General features: G+C 57.9%; 16 protein-coding genes and 2 pseudogenes. 9 read left to right on the top strand and 9 right to left on the bottom strand.

All coding sequences use genetic code 11. The features are described 5' to 3' along the window. Positions 1–26: 26 nt before the first annotated feature. A complete protein-coding gene (locus AC1965_RS14255) occupies positions 27–497 on the top strand; it encodes a DUF2269 family protein (RefSeq protein WP_483884511.1) in 471 nt (156 codons plus the stop codon). 37 nt (positions 498–534) lie between these two features. Further along, a complete protein-coding gene (locus AC1965_RS14250) occupies positions 535–1,215 on the top strand; it encodes a DUF1295 domain-containing protein (protein ID WP_483884510.1) in 681 nt (226 codons plus the stop codon). A gap of 193 nt (positions 1,216–1,408) precedes the next feature. Here the strand turns inward: AC1965_RS14250 and AC1965_RS14245 are convergent, their stop codons facing one another. The 9 genes and pseudogenes from AC1965_RS14245 to AC1965_RS14205 form a co-directional block, all read right to left on the bottom strand. Continuing rightward, entirely contained in the window at positions 1,409–1,753 is a 345-nt protein-coding gene (locus AC1965_RS14245; protein ID WP_483884509.1) for a hypothetical protein, read from the bottom strand. 166 nt (positions 1,754–1,919) lie between these two features. Then, positions 1,920–2,938, bottom strand: a pseudogene (locus AC1965_RS14240) (IS3 family transposase). Positions 2,939–3,066: 128 nt separating this feature from the next. After that, positions 3,067–3,587, bottom strand: a pseudogene (locus AC1965_RS14235) (transposase); the annotation flags it as partial. 88 nt (positions 3,588–3,675) lie between these two features. Next, positions 3,676–4,422: an SDR family NAD(P)-dependent oxidoreductase gene (locus tag AC1965_RS14230; protein ID WP_483887052.1), complete on the bottom strand. Its 747-nt coding sequence runs from the start codon at positions 4,420–4,422 to the stop codon at positions 3,676–3,678. 58 nt (positions 4,423–4,480) lie between these two features. After that, positions 4,481–6,103, bottom strand: coding sequence for an ABC transporter ATP-binding protein (locus AC1965_RS14225; RefSeq protein ID WP_483884508.1), 1,623 nt, complete (start codon positions 6,101–6,103; stop codon positions 4,481–4,483). Then, the gene (locus tag AC1965_RS14220; protein WP_483884507.1) at positions 6,100–6,939 is read right to left on the bottom strand and encodes an ABC transporter permease; all 840 of its coding nucleotides are present in this window, start codon (positions 6,937–6,939) and stop codon (positions 6,100–6,102) included. The genes AC1965_RS14225 and AC1965_RS14220 overlap by 4 nt, the downstream gene beginning before the upstream one ends. After that, on the bottom strand, positions 6,936–7,907 hold the full coding sequence (locus AC1965_RS14215; protein WP_483884506.1) for an ABC transporter permease: 972 nt from the start codon (positions 7,905–7,907) through the stop codon (positions 6,936–6,938). The genes AC1965_RS14220 and AC1965_RS14215 overlap by 4 nt, the downstream gene beginning before the upstream one ends. A gap of 74 nt (positions 7,908–7,981) precedes the next feature. Next, the gene (locus AC1965_RS14210; protein ID WP_483884505.1) at positions 7,982–9,535 is read right to left on the bottom strand and encodes an ABC transporter substrate-binding protein; all 1,554 of its coding nucleotides are present in this window, start codon (positions 9,533–9,535) and stop codon (positions 7,982–7,984) included. A 97-nt stretch (positions 9,536–9,632) separates the two neighbouring features. Further along, positions 9,633–10,349 carry a GntR family transcriptional regulator gene (locus tag AC1965_RS14205; protein WP_483884504.1) on the bottom strand — a complete coding sequence of 239 codons (717 nt, stop codon included), beginning with the start codon at positions 10,347–10,349 and terminating at the stop codon, positions 9,633–9,635. Between the two features lie 77 nt (positions 10,350–10,426). Between AC1965_RS14205 and AC1965_RS14200 the strand changes: the two genes are divergently transcribed. The 7 genes from AC1965_RS14200 to AC1965_RS14170 are packed head-to-tail and all read left to right on the top strand — an operon-like array spanning position 10,427 to position 18,920. Continuing rightward, on the top strand, positions 10,427–11,455 hold the full coding sequence (locus AC1965_RS14200; RefSeq protein WP_483884503.1) for a histone deacetylase family protein: 1,029 nt from the start codon (positions 10,427–10,429) through the stop codon (positions 11,453–11,455). Next, complete coding sequence (locus tag AC1965_RS14195) at positions 11,452–13,014, top strand: acetolactate synthase large subunit (RefSeq protein ID WP_483884502.1); 1,563 nt, start codon at positions 11,452–11,454, stop codon at positions 13,012–13,014. Before AC1965_RS14200 ends, AC1965_RS14195 begins: the two co-directional genes overlap by 4 nt. 18 nt (positions 13,015–13,032) lie before the next feature. Next, positions 13,033–14,322, top strand: coding sequence for an ArgE/DapE family deacylase (locus AC1965_RS14190; protein WP_483884501.1), 1,290 nt, complete (start codon positions 13,033–13,035; stop codon positions 14,320–14,322). Then, positions 14,319–15,410 (top strand): phosphotransferase, encoded by a 1,092-nt coding sequence (locus tag AC1965_RS14185; RefSeq protein ID WP_483884500.1) that lies wholly within the window; start codon positions 14,319–14,321, stop codon positions 15,408–15,410. Before AC1965_RS14190 ends, AC1965_RS14185 begins: the two co-directional genes overlap by 4 nt. Before the next feature lie 7 nt (positions 15,411–15,417). Next, the gene (locus AC1965_RS14180) at positions 15,418–16,743 is read left to right on the top strand and encodes an aspartate aminotransferase family protein (RefSeq protein ID WP_483884499.1); all 1,326 of its coding nucleotides are present in this window, start codon (positions 15,418–15,420) and stop codon (positions 16,741–16,743) included. A gap of 13 nt (positions 16,744–16,756) precedes the next feature. After that, entirely contained in the window at positions 16,757–17,647 is an 891-nt protein-coding gene (locus tag AC1965_RS14175; RefSeq protein ID WP_483884498.1) for a DMT family transporter, read from the top strand. A gap of 58 nt (positions 17,648–17,705) precedes the next feature. Further along, positions 17,706–18,920, top strand: a complete 1,215-nt coding sequence (locus AC1965_RS14170) for an MFS transporter (protein WP_483884497.1) — start codon at positions 17,706–17,708, stop codon at positions 18,918–18,920. The last annotated feature ends 40 nt before the right edge of the window (positions 18,921–18,960 follow it).

Raw genomic sequence — 18,960 nt, 5'->3', positions numbered from 1 at the left:
ACATGGACGAAATAAACGAGAGCCCAATGCCCGACCTTTTCCTGTCCGTGAAGCTGATCCACATCCTTGCCGTGATCCTTATGGTGGGGGCGACCATCCTCAACGGTGTGATCCACGCCCAGGCCCGGAGCTCGACCTCTACCGAGGCGGCGGCACTGCTACGCATCGTGACACGGATCAACTCGGTTTTCATGGCGCCATCGCTGCTGGTCCTCCCGGCCTCAGGTCTCTGGATGATGGGGCTGCTAGGCTATGACTGGTGGACTGGCTGGCTGGTTGCCTCTATCGCCCTCAGCCTGGCCCTGCTTGTGGCATTCGTGGTTGGCGACCGGGTCGAACGGAAGCTGCATGACATTGCAACCGAAGCCGCCCAAGACGGCGGCGCAGCGCTGCCGGACAGGTATGAAGCCACGTTCAGGGCAGCCGCACCCATTGGCATTGCCGCACTCATCATGAGTTTCGCGTCGCTTTTCCTGATGGTGTTCAAGCCATTCTAAGCCACGCCAGTGAGCGTTGCGAGACAAAGGAAACAAGATGACAACCAAGTATGGCGGCGTGGACCGCGCGCATGATTATTCGTTCGGGATCAAACTGATCTTTGCCCTTCTGCACAGCACCATTGTAGCGATCTGCCTGTGGCTGGCTTTCGGAGCCTTCGAATGGGCCGATCAGACCCGCGCCAAGGTGCTGGCTGGCGCGGCTGTGCTTTACTGGCTGCGCCACATGATCACCCTGTTCGTGCTGTTACAACGCAAGGTCGAACTGTCTGAGGGGCTGGGCTTGACCGTTTTTATCGCGATCTTCGAAGTCGGATTTCTGGTGCTGGGGGCCGGGATTTTGACTGGTGAAGCCACGCCGCTTAGGCCGTGGGATTGGGTCGGTATCGCGCTGCTGCTGTTAGGGTCATATCTGAACACCGGATCCGAGCTGCAGCGCCGCGCTTGGAAGAAACTTTCAGGTTCAAAAGGGCGTTGTTTTACGAGCGGATTATTTGGCTATTCGATGCACATCAACTATTTTGGTGACAGCATCCTGTTCACCGGCTGGGCCATGCTGACGGCCTCGATCTGGGCCTTTTCGATCCCGCTCCTGATGACCTTGCTGTTCGTCTTTTACCACATCCCGCCACTCGACGAATATCTGGCTGACCGTTATGGCGAGGAGTTCCGCGCCTATGCTCGGAAAACAGCGAAATTCGTGCCGTTTCTCTACTGAGCAGACGGCAGATGACGGTCCGCCTGATGTCGCGATAAATCATTGCTTCTTTAAGCACGGAAAGTCGGGTTTGTTCGCCGACTTACGTTTCGGCAGACAAAATGCTGCGCGATGCATGAACGTGTCCTTCGACGGGCCGCACCGCAGCATGCAAGATTACTGTTAGACGTCGGCTTTGGACCGGTCCATACACTCAAGATGAGCGCCAAAATTTGAGAGCTTCATCGAATTCGATCGCAAAAAAGGCGGCAGCTTCGGGTCCGAACGGATCGCCGCCAAAACGCCCAACGCGCTTTGCACATGCGAAAAAGCCGGGAGCCGGTAATCCACTTCTTGCTTTGCTGATCACCAGTGCTGCGATCAATGGATGACCGGCGGCGACATCTTCTTCAATCATGAATTCGAGGGCCACAGTAAGCTGGTGGATCGTATTTGGCGGCGAGAGTTCAAGGGCCTTCGCGAGTGCCTGATACGTAATGGGAAGTGCGTTCTCTGCAATCTCACAAAGGTGATCCCTTATGCGTTGTATCAACATCATCTGGGGCCTTTCATGGGGTTCAGATTTCAAGAAAGTTGTTCATCGTAGCCGCCTCCTGCCTTCCTATTTGGCATTGATCTCCTGTGCAAACGCAGCGAACGTCAGCAAAGAGCCCTTTGCACCGAATTTCTGCAATGCAGCTAATGTCTGAATAGCCCCTAGTTTCCTAGACACCTTCTTGGTTCACATTGCGCTCTCGGTGACAGTCAACAGTCGACGGGGGACAGCGTCCCGTTTCTGACATGTTTGCGTTTTGGGTTATAGAACATTTCGATGTAGTCAAAGATGTCCTGTCTGGCTTGCTCGCGGGTCTTATATGTTCGCCGACGTATGCGTTCGCGTTTCAGCAAGTTAAAGAAGCTCTCTGCGACCGCGTTGTCATGATCGTTTCCACGCCTGCTCATTGAATGTTCGATGTTGTGCGCCCGCAGAAAAGCGGCCTGATCCCGACTGGCATATTGCGAACCCTGGTCGGTATGGATCAGGACGGATTTCTTTGGTTTGCGCCGCCAGACAGCCATTAGCAACGCTTGTAAGATAAGATCGGTTAGTTGGTGTGACTGGGTGGCCCAGCCGATCACGACCGAAGGTTTACCACCACACTTGCCCGACTTGCGTTTGTAGCCGATCTCAGCGCGGATTCCTCCCAGACGGGCCAGCCTAGCAACACGGTTTGGGCAACTGGCCTCACCCAACTCCATCAGATCATCATGCAGCTTGCGATAACCAGAAACCTTGTCGCTGTCTTTCCATGCGTCTTTGAGCAGCTTCGTCTGACGCGCATCCTCACGCGCACGGTGGCGTAATGGATTGTTAATTCATGCGTAGAACCCGCTAGGATGAATGTTGAGGCAACGACATATCCTGCGTACCGAATACTGAGGGCGATGCTCGGCCACCAACGCGTCCTTCATCTTGCATCCTTGGCGAAGTACGCGGCTGTCTTTTTTAAGATATCGCGCTCCTCAGTCATCCGCGCCAGCTCACGCTCGAGCCTCCGGTTCTCAGCCTCGTGGTCCACAGATGATGACTGTGATGCTGCCTTCTCGTACAACTTCATCCATTTGTAGAGCGAGTAAGTGCTGACGCCTAAGCGCTCTGAAACCTCACGAACGGCGTACCCCCGCACTGCAATCGATGCACCGCATCACGCTCAAAATCTTCACTGAAATTTGGCTTCCCCATAACGGCCTCCTTGCCTCAAAATTAGGGAAGAAAGTGCCTACAATACTAGGGGATATTCAGTGAGCCCTTGCTGCCGCCAAATCCGTTCGATCACTGCCCGCCAGTCGCTGCTTGCAGTGATGAGAGGCGCGCTTGTGATTTACATGCCAGCCGCTGTGGTTCAGCATTCCGGTGATCATGCGATATCCACAGCGTCCGAACTCTTCGGACAGTGTGATTATGTCCTCGGTCAGCCGTGCTTTGTCCGGCAGACCACAGGGCACCTTGCGCTGCGTCGACCGATGCTGACCTGATGTGCGGCAAATCGTGCGCTCAGATACACTGAGGGTTTGGCGCACATGATCGATGCACTGCCTGCGGCGGGAGGGGCTTAGAAGTTTCCCCGTGCAGCCTCGGCCAGGATCATCTGGTCCAGCGTCAGATCCTACACCGCACGTCTGAGCCGGGTATTCTCGACCTCGAGTTGCTTTAATCGCTTGAGTTGATCGCGGCTCATGCCGCCGAACTCCTTGCGCCACCGATAGTAAGTCTGAACCGTCACGCCGATTTGTCGCAGGGCTTCCGCCGTTGACCGCCCTTGCCCTTGCAGAACTTCAACTTGTCGGAGCTTCAGCACGATGCCCTCGGGCTTCTCTCGCTTGCCAGTCATCTCATCGTCCTCCTGAAAACGGGGTAATTCTATCCCAATAGGTGGACCACTCCAGTCGTCATATTGTTCTCCGCTCGAGGGCCAGCCCCTAAACGTGCTGCCCACCGTTCACTTCAATTTCAGTCCCCGATACATAGGAGCTTTCATCGGAGCATAGAAAATAAATCGCCTTGGCGACTTCGTTCGGCTGGCCAAGGCGCCGCATGGGCACAGTCGCGATAATTTTGTCCGTACCTTTGCTCAGAATATCGGTTTCCACCTCGCCCGGTGCCACCGCATTAACCCTGACCCCAAGAGGGCCGAAATCATGGGCCATTTCGCGCGTCAGTGCCGCCAAGGCCGCCTTTGACGTTGCATATGCAGCCCCGGCAAACGGATGCACCCGCGAACCCGCTATGGAGGTGACATTGACCACAGAGCCGCGCCCCAGTGACAGTTCGTGCTGTAACCCGCGTGCCAAAACGACCGAGGCAAAGAAATTGACGTGGAAGACCTCTCCCCAAACCCGCAGGTCTGTGTCAAGCGTGCTCAACCGTTCACCCTGCGGGCCCTTGGGCGAAACACCCGCGTTATTGACCAGCGCGTGAAGCGGGCTGCCATCGAGCAACTCTTTTACGCGATTGACTGCTTCCATGGTCATCTTCGGATCGCTCAGATCTACTTGCACATGGTCGCGCGCGCCGCCGGGCCACGGGCATTCGGGCGAGAAGGCTTGCCTGGAGCAGCCGATCACCCGCCAGCCCTTGTCCGCAAATTTCTTGGCCGTGGCATGGCCGATACCACGGCTTGCACCCGTGAGCAGAAGCGTCTTCTGGCCTTGCGCCATATTGTCCATTTCCAAGTCGATGTCCTGAATTGATGCCCCTAGGCACGTTTAGGCGTTGGCGGGCGCGCTAGTCTGCTGCCGCCAACGCGCGCTCGTATTCCTGTCCCGGAATAGCGTCCAGCAGGCTGCGGGTATAAGCGGTGTCAGGGTCATGTAACACTTTGCCCACCGGCCCTGCTTCGACGATCCGGCCTTTTTGCATCACAATGATCCGATCACAGATGCGTGCCGCCACCCGCAGGTCATGGGTGATAAAGAGCATCGAAAGATGAAGCCGGGATTTCAGTTCTGCCAGTAGGTCCAGCACCTGGGCCTGGATTGACACATCAAGCGCCGATACCGCCTCGTCCGCGATGATAATGGACGGGTCCAATGCCAATGCGCGTGCGATCCCAATCCGTTGTCGCTGCCCCCCGGAAAATTCATGCGGAAACCGCTTCATCGCGGATGCATCCAGCCCGACCATTTCAAGCAGTTCGCGCGCCCGGGCCTGCGCATCGCTCTTGGAGGTGCCGTAGGCAATCAATCCTTCGGTCAGGATGCGCGAGACTCGCGCACGGGGGTTCAGGGATGAAAACGGGTCCTGAAAGATCATCTGCAACTTGCGCCGTTGGTTGCGCAATTCCACGCCCGCCATATCGGCAATATCAACACCATCCATCAGGACACGCCCACCGTCTGGGTCCAATAGCCGGACAATGCAGCGCCCCACGGTGGACTTACCAGAACCGGATTCACCCACGATACCGATGGTTTCACCCGCATAGAGTTCAAAACTCACGTCTTGAACAGCCTTGACCACACGGCGTTTGCCAAGAAAAGTGCCTGACCCGGTTGAGAAGGTTTTTTGCAAACCTTCCACCGTCAGTATCGGCGTCCGTTCAGCTTCGTTCACCTCGTGGGGATGGGTTAGTCGGGGGATCGCGTCGATCAGAGCGCGGGTGTAGGGGTGCTGCGGTTTCAACAAGACGTCATGCGCCGTGCCGCTTTCGACGATTTCACCCTTTTTCATTACAATCACCCTATCAGCGATATCGGCGACGACACCAAAATCATGGGTAATGAAAATAACCGCCATGCCACGCGCGCGGCGCAGATCTTCGATCAGCTTGAGAATCTGTGCTTGGGTCGTGACATCCAGCGCCGTCGTCGGTTCATCCGCAATCAGGATGTCCGGCTCCAGCGCCAGCGCCATCGCAATCATCACGCGCTGTCGCTGTCCACCAGATAGCTGGAAAGGATAGGCCCGTATCGCGGCGTTGGGATCGGGAATGCCCACCTCATCCAGCAGCTTCAGCGCCCGCGCGCGCCGTTCGGCCCCGGTCAGCGCGCCATGAGCTTCGAACACTTCTGCGATCTGTGCACCAACACGCATCAGCGGGTTCAATGCGCTTAGCGGTTCCTGAAAGATCATCGAAATACGGCTGCCGCGCAGCTTGAGCATTTCTTTTTCCGACAGGCCCAAAATTGACTGTCCGTTAAAGGTGATGCTGCCGCTGTCGGGCAAAACACCCTGTGGTAGCAGCCCCATCACGGCATTCGCCGACATGGATTTGCCCGATCCGCTTTCCCCCACGATACAGAGGATTTCGCCGGGAGCGAGGTCAAAGTTGATGTCCTTGGCCGCATAAAGGCGGTCCGCCCCAACAGGCAAGGCGATGGACAGGTCGCGGATACTTAGCAGGGTCATTCGGATGTCCTCGTCAAACGCGGATTAAGCGCATCATTCAGGCCCTCGCCGATCAGGTTCAGCGCCAGCACGGTCAAAAGGATCGCCATCCCCGGCAGGAACGATAGCCACCAGGCGGTGCGTATCACCGTGCGGGCCGCCCCGATCATATAGCCCCAAGACATGATGTTGGGATCACCCAGTCCAAGAAAGGAAAGCGAGCTTTCCAGCAAGATCGCCTGCGCCACCATGAGCGAGGCCAGCACGATGATTGGCGGCAAGGCATTGGGCAGGATATGGCGTGTGATGATCTGCAGATTGCCTAGGCCCGACAGGGTCGCTGCCTCAACAAATTCACGCGTGCGCAGCGACAGCACTTCGCCCCGGACCAGTCGTGCAACGGGCGGCCATGAGACGATTGAGATTGCGATGATCACAAAGGTCAGACTGGGCTGAAAGATCGCCAAAAGTACGATGGCCAGGGCAAAGCTAGGTATTGTCTGAAAAAATTCGGTAAACCGCATGAGCGCATCATCCGTACGTCCCGCAAAATACCCCGCCATCGCGCCAACCGGCACGCCGATGGCCAGCGCGACGATCGTCGACACCAAACCGACCAGAAGGCTGACATAGGCCCCATGTGCCAACCCCGCCATAACATTGCGCCCCAGCGCATCCGTGCCAAGCATCAGACCGTCCTGAGTGAAGGGGGGCAAGAACGGGCGCTGCACCATCTTCCAAGGGCTTTGCGGGAACAGGATCGGGGCGAGCATAGCTGTTGCGACCACAAGCGCCAGAATGACCAGACCAATAACGGCGCCACGGTTATAGCTGAAGCGTTTCCAAAAGCTCATCATGTCGTCAGCCTTATCCGCGGATCAACAATGACATAGACAACGTCGGTGATCAGGTTGAACAGCAGCACCATCGCCGCCGAAATGTAAAAGACGCCGAGGATCACGTTATAATCTCGCTGGTTGATCGCCTCGAACATCAGCCGCCCGATGCCCGGCCAGGCGAATACCGTCTCCGTCAGGATCGCGCCGCCGAAAATCTGCCCGGCCTGAAGACCAGCCAAGGTAATCACCGGCAAAAGCGCGTTGCGCAGAATATGACGCCGCTGAATGACGCCGCGTTTCAGCCCTTTGGCGCGCGCTGTTTTCACAAAATCGAGCCGGGACACTTCGAGCATGGAGGCGCGGGTCATTCGCATGTAGATCGCCATGAAGAAAAGCCCAAGCGTGGACGCGGGGAGCACCAGATGTTTGGCCACGTCGAGAACATGGGCCATACCCGTATAGCCAGCACCGATGGTCGAATAGCCAAAGCCTGGCAACCATTCGAGCCAGACGGAAAAGACCAAGGTGGCCATCAGCGCGACCCAGAACAGCGGTGTTGCATAGAACAAAAGTGCGACCGTCGAAATGATCGTGTCGCCCCAGCTGCCCTGACGGGCAGAGGCGGCCACGCCGGCCGTAACTCCCAGCACGAGAGACAGAACAAAGGCCACGCCGGTTAGCAAAAGCGTCGCTGGCAGTCGGTCCCCGATCATCTCGGCTACCGACATTTGCTGCCGGAAGGAATAGCCGAGGTCCAGTTGAACCGCCCCTTTGATATAAAGCCACAGCTGCATGTACAGCGGCTGATCAAGACCAAAGCGGGCGCGTAGATCTAAAAGGAATTTTTCATCTGCCGCACCGGCTTCACCAGCCATGACCGCCGCCGGATCGCCGGGGGCCGCATGTATCAGCAGGAAATTGAAGACGAGGATCGCCAGGAGGATAAACACCGCCTTGATCAACCTGCCCACTATAAATCGTATCACGCTATCCGCCCTGTTCTTGTTTTAAGAGGGTCCGGGCCACAGCAGCGGCCCGGACCTTTGGACATTATTTGTCCTTACTTTTGGTCGATCCACACGTCGCGGAAACCGTCGTTCACACCAAAGGCGGTGTTTACGGGGTTCTTGATGTCGCAACGATAGATCGTCGGAAAGCCCAGCTCCAGCAACCAGATGTTCGGCACGTCCGCCACGATCTGATCCTGAATTTGCTTATAGGCGGCCTTGCGGTCCTCGGGGTTGGCCATCAGCGCCGCTTCGGCAAACAGCTTGTCCGTTTCGGGATTCTGATAGTTCGCCACGTTGTTCCAAGGCGAACCAGGCGCGGCATTGTCGCCCATGTAGGTCCGCGATACGCCAAGTGCCGGGTCGCCGTATTGGTAGAGGTAGGTAAATGCGAGATCAAAGTCACGATCCGCGACTTTCTGATTCCAGCCTGCTACGTCCGACGGTACGATCTCGGATGTAATGCCGATCTCGCTCAGGTTCTGTTTGACCGCTTCGGCCCAACGCTGCCATGTCTCGCCATAAGGCAGGCCAAGGATGCGAATGGTTTCGCCGTTATAGCTGCTGTCGACCAACAAGGCTTTGGCTTTCTCCGGGTCATAGGAAATATCTGGCGTATCACCATCCCAGAACCGGGTGGAAGAAGACAGCGGACCGGTCGAGATTTTGCCCAGACCATTCCACAGCGCGTCTTTTGCGAACTCACGGTCGATCCCGTGCATGATCGCTTGACGCACTTTTACATCGTCCAGCGGCTTGTTGTCGTTGTTGACCCACATCCATGACAGTGGCCCGAAATATTCCCAGCCTTTGTCGGTGATACAGGTGTTTTCCATCGCCTGAATGCGCGCCACGTCAAAGTTTTCGACGGAGCCGCCGGGCAGCACGTCAACCTTGCCCGTTTCATAAGCAACCGCACGCGAAGCGGCGTCAGGGATCACGTGGTAGTACACCTCATCGACGTAAGGCTTGCCTTCCATGTAGTAATCTTCGTTCTTCACCAGATGGATAAAGCTGCCTTTTTCCCATTTGTCGAACTTGAAGGGGCCGGTGCCAATGGGCGTATTGTTCGCCTCGTTGCTGGCGAAATCTGTGCCTTCGTAGATGTGTTTTGGGATCATCGGTGCCGTACCGGGCTCAAAGATGCCAATAAAGGGGCCAAACGGCTGCTTTAGGTTGAAAACAACGGTTAGGTCGTCAGGGGTTTCGATGCTTTCGACATGCTCCATATAGGTACGCATGCGCGAGTGGCTTTCGCGCAGGAACTTGTCCATCGAAAATTCAACGTCGGCAGAGGTAAACGGCGTGCCATCGTGAAAAACGACACCTTCGCGCAGTTTGAAAGTATAGGTCTTGCCGTCTTCCGAGATTTCCCAGGATTCAGCAAGCTGGCCCTCAGGCTTGAGATCAAAGTCATATCGCAGCAGGCTCTCGTAGATGTCCCCGCCGACCATCTGGGTCGGTCCGTTCTGCACAAGACCCAGCATCAGGCTGGGCGGTTCCGGCTGGATCACAACGTTAAGGGTGCCGCCCGATTGCGGCTCCCCGTCTTGGGCGGCCAATGGGCTGGCAAGCGCCAGCGCCAGAATGGCGGCGGTTAATTTCATAGGTTTAAGCATTCAAATTCCCCGTTGTTTTCTGTTGATTCTTACGCGGTTCAAGCGTCGCGACTTGTTGCCGGATGCCGCATTTTGCTGCTGATGCTTACGCATCATTACCCTTGTCCCTGAACGTATCGATGTATCTGATTATTCCCTCCTTTGAGTCGTCTATATCGGCGCGCATTTCAGCAGCAGCGGCCACCGGGTCGCGGTTTTCGCAGGCGACAATGATCGCATGGTGGTGCTGAACAAGCGCAATTTTCTCGTGGGCATAATAGCCAGCGATCAACGGCCCCATGCGCAGCCACAAGCCCCCCAATATGCCAAGCAAGATGGGCATGTCGGCGATTTCGGCCAGCGCGAAATGGAATTGCTGATTATACTGCACGGCTTGGGACCAACGCCCGCCACGCGCGGCGGTCTCGTTCTTGTCCACGATCCGCTTGAGCCTCACGATATCCTTCGGTTCCACCACCTCTGCCGCGCGGCCTGCTGCAAAACCTTCCAGCTCCCGCCGGATGCTCGCGATTTCCAGATATTTCTTCAGTGTTAGCACAGGCACCCGCACATCACGCACGCTACGCTGTTCTAGCGCCTCGTCCCGCAAAAGCCGCTGCACGGCATCACGCACCGGGGTCGAGCTTGTCCCCAAAGCGGCGGCCAAACCTCTGATCGTCACCTTCTCGTTCGGGCGCAATTTGCCACCGACCAGATCCTGGCATACCCGCTGGTAAATAGCGTCGCCTAGCGAAACTTGACTGATCTGATCCATCTCATCCTCGCGCTTCCCGGTCGAATTCGGGGTGTCATTTTGATGCATGATGCATCATTCTTGTTGTGCCTGCAAATATAAACTGCAATGCTTTGCGGTAACACCATCAGACCACAGGGATTACGATGAAAGTCTTTTTCGACGAACGCCAGCTGCGCCACGCACCGACACATTACTTTCGTCGCGGCGCAGCGATGCCGCATCAAGAACAGCCGCAACGTGCTGAAATTTTGCGCGATATGCTGATTGGTGAAGGGTTTGAGATCTCAAAACCCCAAGACCACGGGCTGGCCCCGATCAAGGCCGTGCACAACCCCGATTATGTCGACTTTCTGCCCACCGCGCACAGCCGTTTTGTCGCCAGCGCGGGGACAGAGGCGCTTGCGATTCCGACAATGCACCCGGGTGTGCGGCGCGGAAAAGAGCCGAAGGATATTCACGGCCAATTGGGCTGGTGGATGACGGATACCTCGACGCCCCTGACCGAAGGCACTTGGGAGGCTGTCTATTGGTCCGCGCAGACCGCGGTTGAAGCCGCCGAGGCCGTTTTGGCAGGCGACCGCGCGGCATATGCGCTTTGCCGTCCGCCGGGGCATCATGCGATGCGCGACTGTTCCAACGGCTTTTGCTTTTTCAACAATGCCGCGATCGTGGCGCATCATCTGACCCAAAAATTCAAGAAGGTCGCTCTGATCGACGTGGACGTTCATACGGGCAACGGCTCGCTCGATATTCTGTACGAACGCGGCGACATCTTCTTTTGCTCGTTGCACCCCGATCCGGCCACTTATCCCACCTTCTATCTCGGCCACGCCGATGAAACTGGCGAAGGTGAGGGCGAGGGCGCATCGCTGAACGTGCTGCTTGAACAGGGGGCCAGCCAGGACGATGTGCTGGCCGCTTTGAATAAGGGCATCGATGCGATACGCGATTTTGGGGCCGAGGCGCTGGTGATCTCGTTGGGTTTCGATATGGCCGCTGACGATCCATTGGCGGCGGTTAACGTCTATCCCGACGGTTTTGCCGAAATGGCGCGGCGGCTTGCGGAACTGAACATCCCAACCGCACTGGTGCAGGAAGGTGGCTATCTCGGGCCATCGCTGGCCGACAACGCGAAATCATTTCTCACCACATTCCGTGGGGCCACCCAATGAGCGCCGCACCCAAAGACATGAACGGCGCCGAAAGCGTTGTGCGCAGTTTGCATGCGGGTGGGGTCGACGTGTGTTTTGCCAATCCCGGCACCTCAGAGATGCAGTTTGTGGATGCGCTGGACCGAACCAAGCTGATGCGCTGCGTGCTGGGCCTGTTCGAAGGCGTGGTTACCGGCGCGGCGGATGGCTATGCCCGCATGGCAGGCAAACCAGCGGTGACCTTGCTGCACCTTGCACCCGGATTTGCCAATGCTGCGGCCAACCTGCACAACGCGCGCAAGGCGCGGGTGCCGATGCTGAACCTGGTGGGCGATCACGCCCTGCGGCACCAGAAATATGACGCACCCTTGTCTGCCGATGTTGAAGGTGCCTGCGCGCCCTTTAGTGACTGGGTGCGCTCTGGCCGTGACGCGGGCAGTTTTGCCGCTGATGCGATGACAGCCTTGGCCGTGGCCAAGGGCAATCCGGGGCGCATTGCCACGCTCATCGCACCTGCCGACATCGGGTGGGACGCAGGCGGCAAGCTGGCAGAGGCGATAGCCCCCAAGGGCCCCGCGCCTTTGGAAGAACGCGCATTAACCGCCGCTGTGGCCGCGCTGGAAAGTGGCGAACGAACCGTGATTATCGCGGCCAATTCCGTGCTTGAGGATAGCGATGCGCTGGCCCTCCTGCACGGCATCGCTGAAAAGACCGGGGCAGATATCCTTGCGCCGACATCAAACCGCCGGATGGAACGCGGGCGCGGCCGCTTTGTCGTGAACAAAATCCCCTATCCAATCAACGCAGCCCTTGAAACGCTGGCACCCTATAGGCGCGCCATTCTTGTCGAGGCGACGCATCCGGTTGCCTTCTTTGCCTATCCCGGCAAGCCAAGTCTGCTGCTGCCCGTCGGGTGCAATACAGTCACGCTGGCCGACGTCGACGGGCATGGGCCTACTGCGCTTGCCGCCCTTGCAGACCGGATCGGCGCAAAACCCAGCCAGCCGGGCGACCTGACGGCGTTGCCAGTACCGACGGCGGGGGCGATCACGCTCAAGAACATCGCCGCCGCGCTGGCCCATGCCTTGCCCGAAAACGCGATTGTGGTGGATGAGGCAGTCTCCTCTGGCGGGGCCACATTTGCGGCAGGCACCACTGCCGCGCCCAATAGCTGGCTGGCGCTTACAGGTGGGTCAATCGGCATCGGCATCCCGCTGTCTGCGGGTGCCGCTATCGCTTGCCCCGAACGTCCCGTTATCACGCTACAGGCCGACGGCTCTGCGATGTACACCATTCAGGGCCTTTGGACGCAGGCGCGCGAAAACGCAAATGTGACAACTATCATACTGGCCAACCGGTCTTATGAAATCCTCAAGGGCGAATTGCACAATGTCGGTGCCCAGCCCGGGCCTGACGCGCTGAGCATGCTCAACCTTGACCGCCCCCACCTCGATTTCGTGGCGCTGGCCAAGGGGATGGGCGTACCGGGTCGCCGGGTCGAAGACGTGACCGATCTGATGCGTGCCATCCAAGATGCGGCTAAAGAACCCGGCCCCTACCTCATCGAAGCGGCGCTCTGATCTCTGAAAGGAAACGATGTGGCATTAAGTGCAGACCTCAGAAACCGGATCATTCAGGCCGTCGAAGACGGGTTTTCTGATCAAATCTCCTTCACGCAACAATTGGTGCAAATCCCCTCTTTGCGTGGCCATGAACACGCCATCCAGGACCTGCTGTTCAAATCCCTGCAAACGCGCGGCTATGCGATGGATCGCTTCAAAATGGACCGCGCAGCAATTGAGGCGCATCCCGGCGGGTCGAAATACTCTGACGATCATTCCGACGCGCCCATCGTCGTGGGCATCCACCGCCCCCGCGATGAAACCGGCCGCTCGCTGATCCTTCAATCGCATCTCGATGTGGTGCCTGAAGGTCTGCACGATATGTGGGACGACCCACCATTTTCGGCCAAGATCGACGGCGACTGGATGTATGGGCGCGGTGCCGCTGACATGAAGGCAGGGGCCGCGGCGAACCTTTTTGCTCTCGACGCGCTGCGGCGCATCGGGCTGCAACCTGCGGCGACGGTTTATGTGCAATCTGTGGTCGAGGAAGAATCCACCGGCAACGGTGCTTTGCAGACCTATTTGCAGGGCTATACTGCCGATGCTGTCTTTATCCCTGAACCGGAAGAGGAAATGCTGGTGCGCGCCAATACCGGCGTGATCTGGTTTCAGGTTCAAGTGCGCGGCGTACCCGTCCATGTGCGCGAAATGGGCGAAGGGGCCAATGCCATCGACGCCGCCACCCGTGTCATTACGGCCCTGCGCCAGATGGAAGAAGATTGGAATGCCGAAAAGGGCGATCATCCGCATTTTGAGGGTGAGGCACACCCGATCAACCTCAACATCGGCAAGATCGAAGGCGGCGACTGGGCTTCCTCCGTGCCATCGTGGTGCAATATTGATTGCCGTGTTTCGATCTATCCGGGACGCAACGCAGAAGATGCCGCACGCGAAATCACCGACCGCGTCCGTGCTTTTGCGCAGGGCGATGCGTTTCTATCTAACAATCCGCCCAACGTCGTCTTCAACGGCTTTCACGCCGAAGGCTATGTGCTGGAGCCGGGCAGCGCGGCAGAAGCGGTGCTTGAACGCGCCCATGAAGCGGCCATTGGCGCACCGCTGAAATCTTTCATGACGGCAGGATACCTCGATACCCGTGTCTATGCGCTTTATAACAAGATACCGGCGCTATGTTATGGCCCGAAATCGCGCAACATTCACGGCATCAACGAATCCGTCAGTATCAGCTCTGTCAAAAAGATCACGCAGGCCATGGCATTGTTTATCGCGGAATGGTGCGGGACCGAGGACATTGAGCCATGAGCGTTAGTCTGCCCCCAGTTCTTGCCGACGTTCTGGCGGAATGCGGTCCGGACAAAGTGGACCTTCTGGCATATGATCCGCCTGCGTTTGACACTGCAATGGCAGCCGATGTCGCGATGCGGTTTTACGGTGTGTCAGGGGCGATCAAGCGGCTGTCGGCGGAAAAGGATTCAAATTTCCTGATCGTCCTGCCGACGGGCGAGGAAGCCTTGTTGAAGATCACCAACGCGGTTGAAGACCGCGCTGTTACCGACATGCAGACCGCCGCGCTTATGCACCTTGCCGCTGCCGATCCCACTCTGCCCGTCCAACGCATCTGTGCCAGCCTCAACGGCAATGCCAGTGAGATCGTGACAGCCGCCGATGGTCAAAGCCATGTCGTGCGGTTGCTTACCTATCTCGGCGGCACGATTCTTAGCAGTGCCACAGCCACCCCCGGCCTGCATCATGCCCTAGGAGGGTTTCTGGGTCGGGTAACGCTGGGCCTGCGCGGTTTCTTTCATCCTGCCGCCGGTCATGTTCTGCAGTGGGATATCAAACAGGCGGGCAAACTGCGCCCGCTGGTGCGCGCAGTGCAAGACGGCGACTTGCGGGACAGGTTGGAAAGAACCCTTGACCAGTTTGACACCACCATAGCGCCTCGTCTGCCACATCTGCGGGCACAGGTGGTGCATAATGATTTCAACCCTCACAACGTCCTCGTGAACGCGGCCGAGGCCACTCATCCCGTCGGATTGATTGATTTTGGCGATATGGTGCACACGCCGATTGTCTGCGACCTCGCTGTTGCCTGTTCCTATCAGATTGATGATGGCGCAGACCCATTGCGCCAGATCTGCGCGATGGTGGCTGGATATGCCGACAAGCTACCGCTTGAACACGAAGAGGTCACGCTGTTGCCGATGCTCATCCGGCTGCGCCATGCCACCACCCTTGCGATCGGTGCATCACGGGCGCAGCGCTACCCCGACAACGCCGCCTATATTTTGCGCAACGCCGCCGCGTCCCTTCGGGGCCTCGACACGCTTGACCGGCTTGGCGATGCGGCCACGATAAAAGCCCTGCACGCCGCCGCAGGTACGGAGTAATCAGCTCATGACCATGATCAATGCCTATGACACCGCCAACGCGGGCGCGCTGGACCCTGACGACAAAGCCTTGATCGAACGCCGCACGCAGGCGCTTGGCCCTGCCTATCGGCTGTTTTACGAAAAGCCGCTGCATATCGTCCGCGGCGAAGGTGTTTGGCTGTGGGATAAATCCGGCAAGAAATATCTGGATGCCTACAACAACGTGGCCTCTGTCGGGCATTGTCACCCGCGCGTTGTGCAGGCCATCGCCGGGCAGCTAGGCGTGCTGAACACCCACACCCGCTATCTGCACGAAGATGTGGTTGCCTATGCAGAACGGTTGCTTGCGACGATGCCCGATGCCTTGGGGCATGTCATGTTCACCTGCACCGGATCAGAAGCAAACGACATCGCCCTGCGGATTGCGCGCAGTTATACCGGGCGACAGGGCGTTATCGTCACGCGGCTTGCCTATCACGGCCTGACCGAAGCGGTGGCGGAACTTTCCCCCGCCCTGGGGGCGTTCGCGCCGCGTGGCCCGCGCATCCGGTTGATCGACGCACCCGACGCCCTTCGCGTGCCGCCAAAGGATCAGGGTGCCAAACTTGCTGCTGATCTGGGCAAGGCGATTGCCGAAATGCGCGCCGACGGGATCGAACCAGCGGCGTTTATCGTCGACACGATCTTTTCTAGCGATGGGCTTCAGCCCGATCCGGTAGGGTTTCTCAAACCAGCCGTCGATTTGATACGTGCCGAAGGCGGAATTTTTATCGCTGACGAAGTGCAGCCGGGTTTCGCACGCACGGGCGATGCGTTTTGGGGGTTTCAGCGGCACGGGCTGGTGCCCGATATGGTCACGATGGGTAAACCTATGGGCAACGGGTTTCCGGTGTCAGGGGTGGCAATGCGTCCAGAGTTGGTTGCGGAATTTGGAGAGAAAGCGCGTTACTTCAATACGTTCGGTGGCAATCCGGTGGCCGCTGCTGCTGGTATGGCGGTTCTCGATGTGATCAGAGACGAAGCCCTTCAGGCAAATGCATCTCAAACCGGTGCCTTCCTCAAAGAGGGGCTGCATGACATCGCAACGCGCCACAGTACCATCGGTGATGTGCGCGGCGCGGGGCTGTTTCTTGCGGTGGAATGTGTGACGGACCGTGCGACAAACACACCCCACGCCGCGCGCGCCAGTTTCATCGTCAATCATTTGCGCGAAAACGGTGTTCTGATCAGCGCCACAGGACCGGGCGCAAACATCCTTAAGATCCGCCCCCCGCTTATTCTGCAACGGCCCGAGGCGCAAATGTTCCTGGATGCCGTGGAAGCCGCGTTTGCCGCGGCTGACCTACAATAGGGCGAGACACCGCATGAAACCGGCCTATCCCGTTACGCTATGCATGGTGGTGAGCATTGGTTTGCTTTGGGGGTGGAACTGGCCGGCCGTCAAATTCATGCTGACAGAAATTCCGCCGCTGACACTGCGCGCGGTGGGATTTAGCACGGCGGCGCTGGCGCTGGTGGGCATTGCTTATGGCCTCGGCCACCGGCTTCGGCCCGCTGCGGGCGAGCTTACGTCTCTGTTTCTCACCGCGTTCTTTGTGCTTTTCGGCTTCAATACCCTGACGGCATTAGGCCAGCTTTTCACGCCGTCCTCAAATGCCGCTATCATTGCTTACACCATGCCCGCCATGACGGCGCTTTTGTCTGTCGCCTTTCTGGGCGAGGTTCTGCACAGTCGCTTGCTTCTCGCGGTTGGGATCAGCCTGGCAGGGCTTGGGTTGCTCGCCTCCGCCGATTTGCCCGCGCTGATTGCGGCACCTCTGGGACCAGTCCTTATGCTTGGAGCCGCGCTGTCCTGGGCTATTGGGAATGTCCTGATGCAGACACGCCAATGGACGCTTTCACCGCTGGCGCGGGCGGCCTGGTTCTTTGTGATTTCCGCCGCGCTGGCGTGGCCGCTGATGTGGGCCGTGCAACCCGCTGGCGCGGTTTCTATGCCCAGCACGGCAACCCTGTGGGTCCTTGGATTTCATATTTGCGGCCCCATGGTTGCCTGTTACGTGCTCTGGACCGTGCTGCTGGGGCGACTTTCAGCTACAGTCGCCGCCATTTCCACACTGATCGCGCCTGTTGTGGGTGTGTTATCTTCGGTATGGCTGCTGGGGGAGGCGCTATCGTGGGAAAAGATGATCGCCCTTGTGCTCATCGTCATATCCATTGCACTGACTGTCATAAGGCCCCGACAGACGGCCGCATGAATCATCATTTTTACGGCATACATTAGCGAACTTTCGCAAAATTTAAGGCAGTACGCATATGAATACCCCTGATACTCAGCCCGCCTATCGTTGGGTTGTCGTGATCGCAGCGGCCCTTATCCTGGCAATCGCCATGGGCGCAATCGTTAATGGCATGTCCGCCTTTATCGTGCCCATGCAAGAAGGTTTCGGCTGGAGCAGGGGAGACACAACGCTGATCAACTTCGCCGGGATTCTGGGTCTCTCCTTTGGCGGTCTGGTCATGGGGCCACTGGCGGATCGTCGTGGCACGCGCCCGGTGGTCCTGTTCGGCGTGGTCGTGCTGGGGCTTTGCTATCTCATGGCCTCTGTGCTGACATCGCTCTGGCAATTTTATCTGCTGTTTTTCATCGCGGGCTTTTTCGGCGCAGGGGCGATCTTTCCGCCGGTTATGGCGGCAGTTGGTAATTGGTTTTTGGTCGGTGCCGGTGTGGCAATCGGCATTGCCTCTGCCGGGCAGGCATTGGGGCAGGGCGCTGTTCCGTTTGTTTCCTCCATGCTCATCGGATCATTTGGCATAAGCGGTGCCTTTGCAGCGATCGGGGTGTTCATGCTCGTGACAATGATCCCTCTCAGCTTTTTACTGCGTCAGCCGCCTGCGCTAAGCGATGCGCAGACCACCTCCCAGCAGGCAACGTCGCAGGCCGAATTGCCGACAAATGTTGTGGTCCTTTATCTGAGCGCGGCAATCATTCTGTGTTGCACCTGTATGTCCGTGCCATTGATGCATCTTGTCCCGCTGATACAGGATCGCGGTTTTGCGCCAGAGCAGGCGGGGAGCGTGATATTCGTGATGCTGATTGTTGCCATCGCGGGCCGTCTGGCCTTTGGCAAACTGGCGGATGTGATAGGTGCGCTGCCAGCCTATATGACCGCAACCGCATGGATGACCCTGCTGGTTTTCGGCTTTGTCTATATTGAGAGCCTGAGCACCTTCTATATTTACGCCATCATTTATGGCTTTGGTTATGCGGGCGTGATGACGGGCGTGCTCGTGTCGATCCGCGCACTGGTCGCGCCTGCGCGGCGGGCTTCGGCCTTTGGCATCGTGACGATGTTTGGTTGGTTCGGCCATGCCATCGGCGGATACCAAGGCGGCGCGCTGTACGATCTGACGGGCAACTATACAGCATCATACGCTGTGGCCGCGCTGGCTGGCATTCTAAATCTGGTTATCGTGAGTATTCTGCTTCGCAAACAGCGGCGGTCGGCATATCAAGCAAGTCTGCCCTAGGTTCAGGACCCATTAATCGGCTCGATGCTAAGTTGTTGTG

It is taken from the genome of Sulfitobacter sp. KMM 9851 (assembly GCF_057178245.1).
This window is presented reverse-complemented; position numbering and strand designations above follow the sequence as displayed.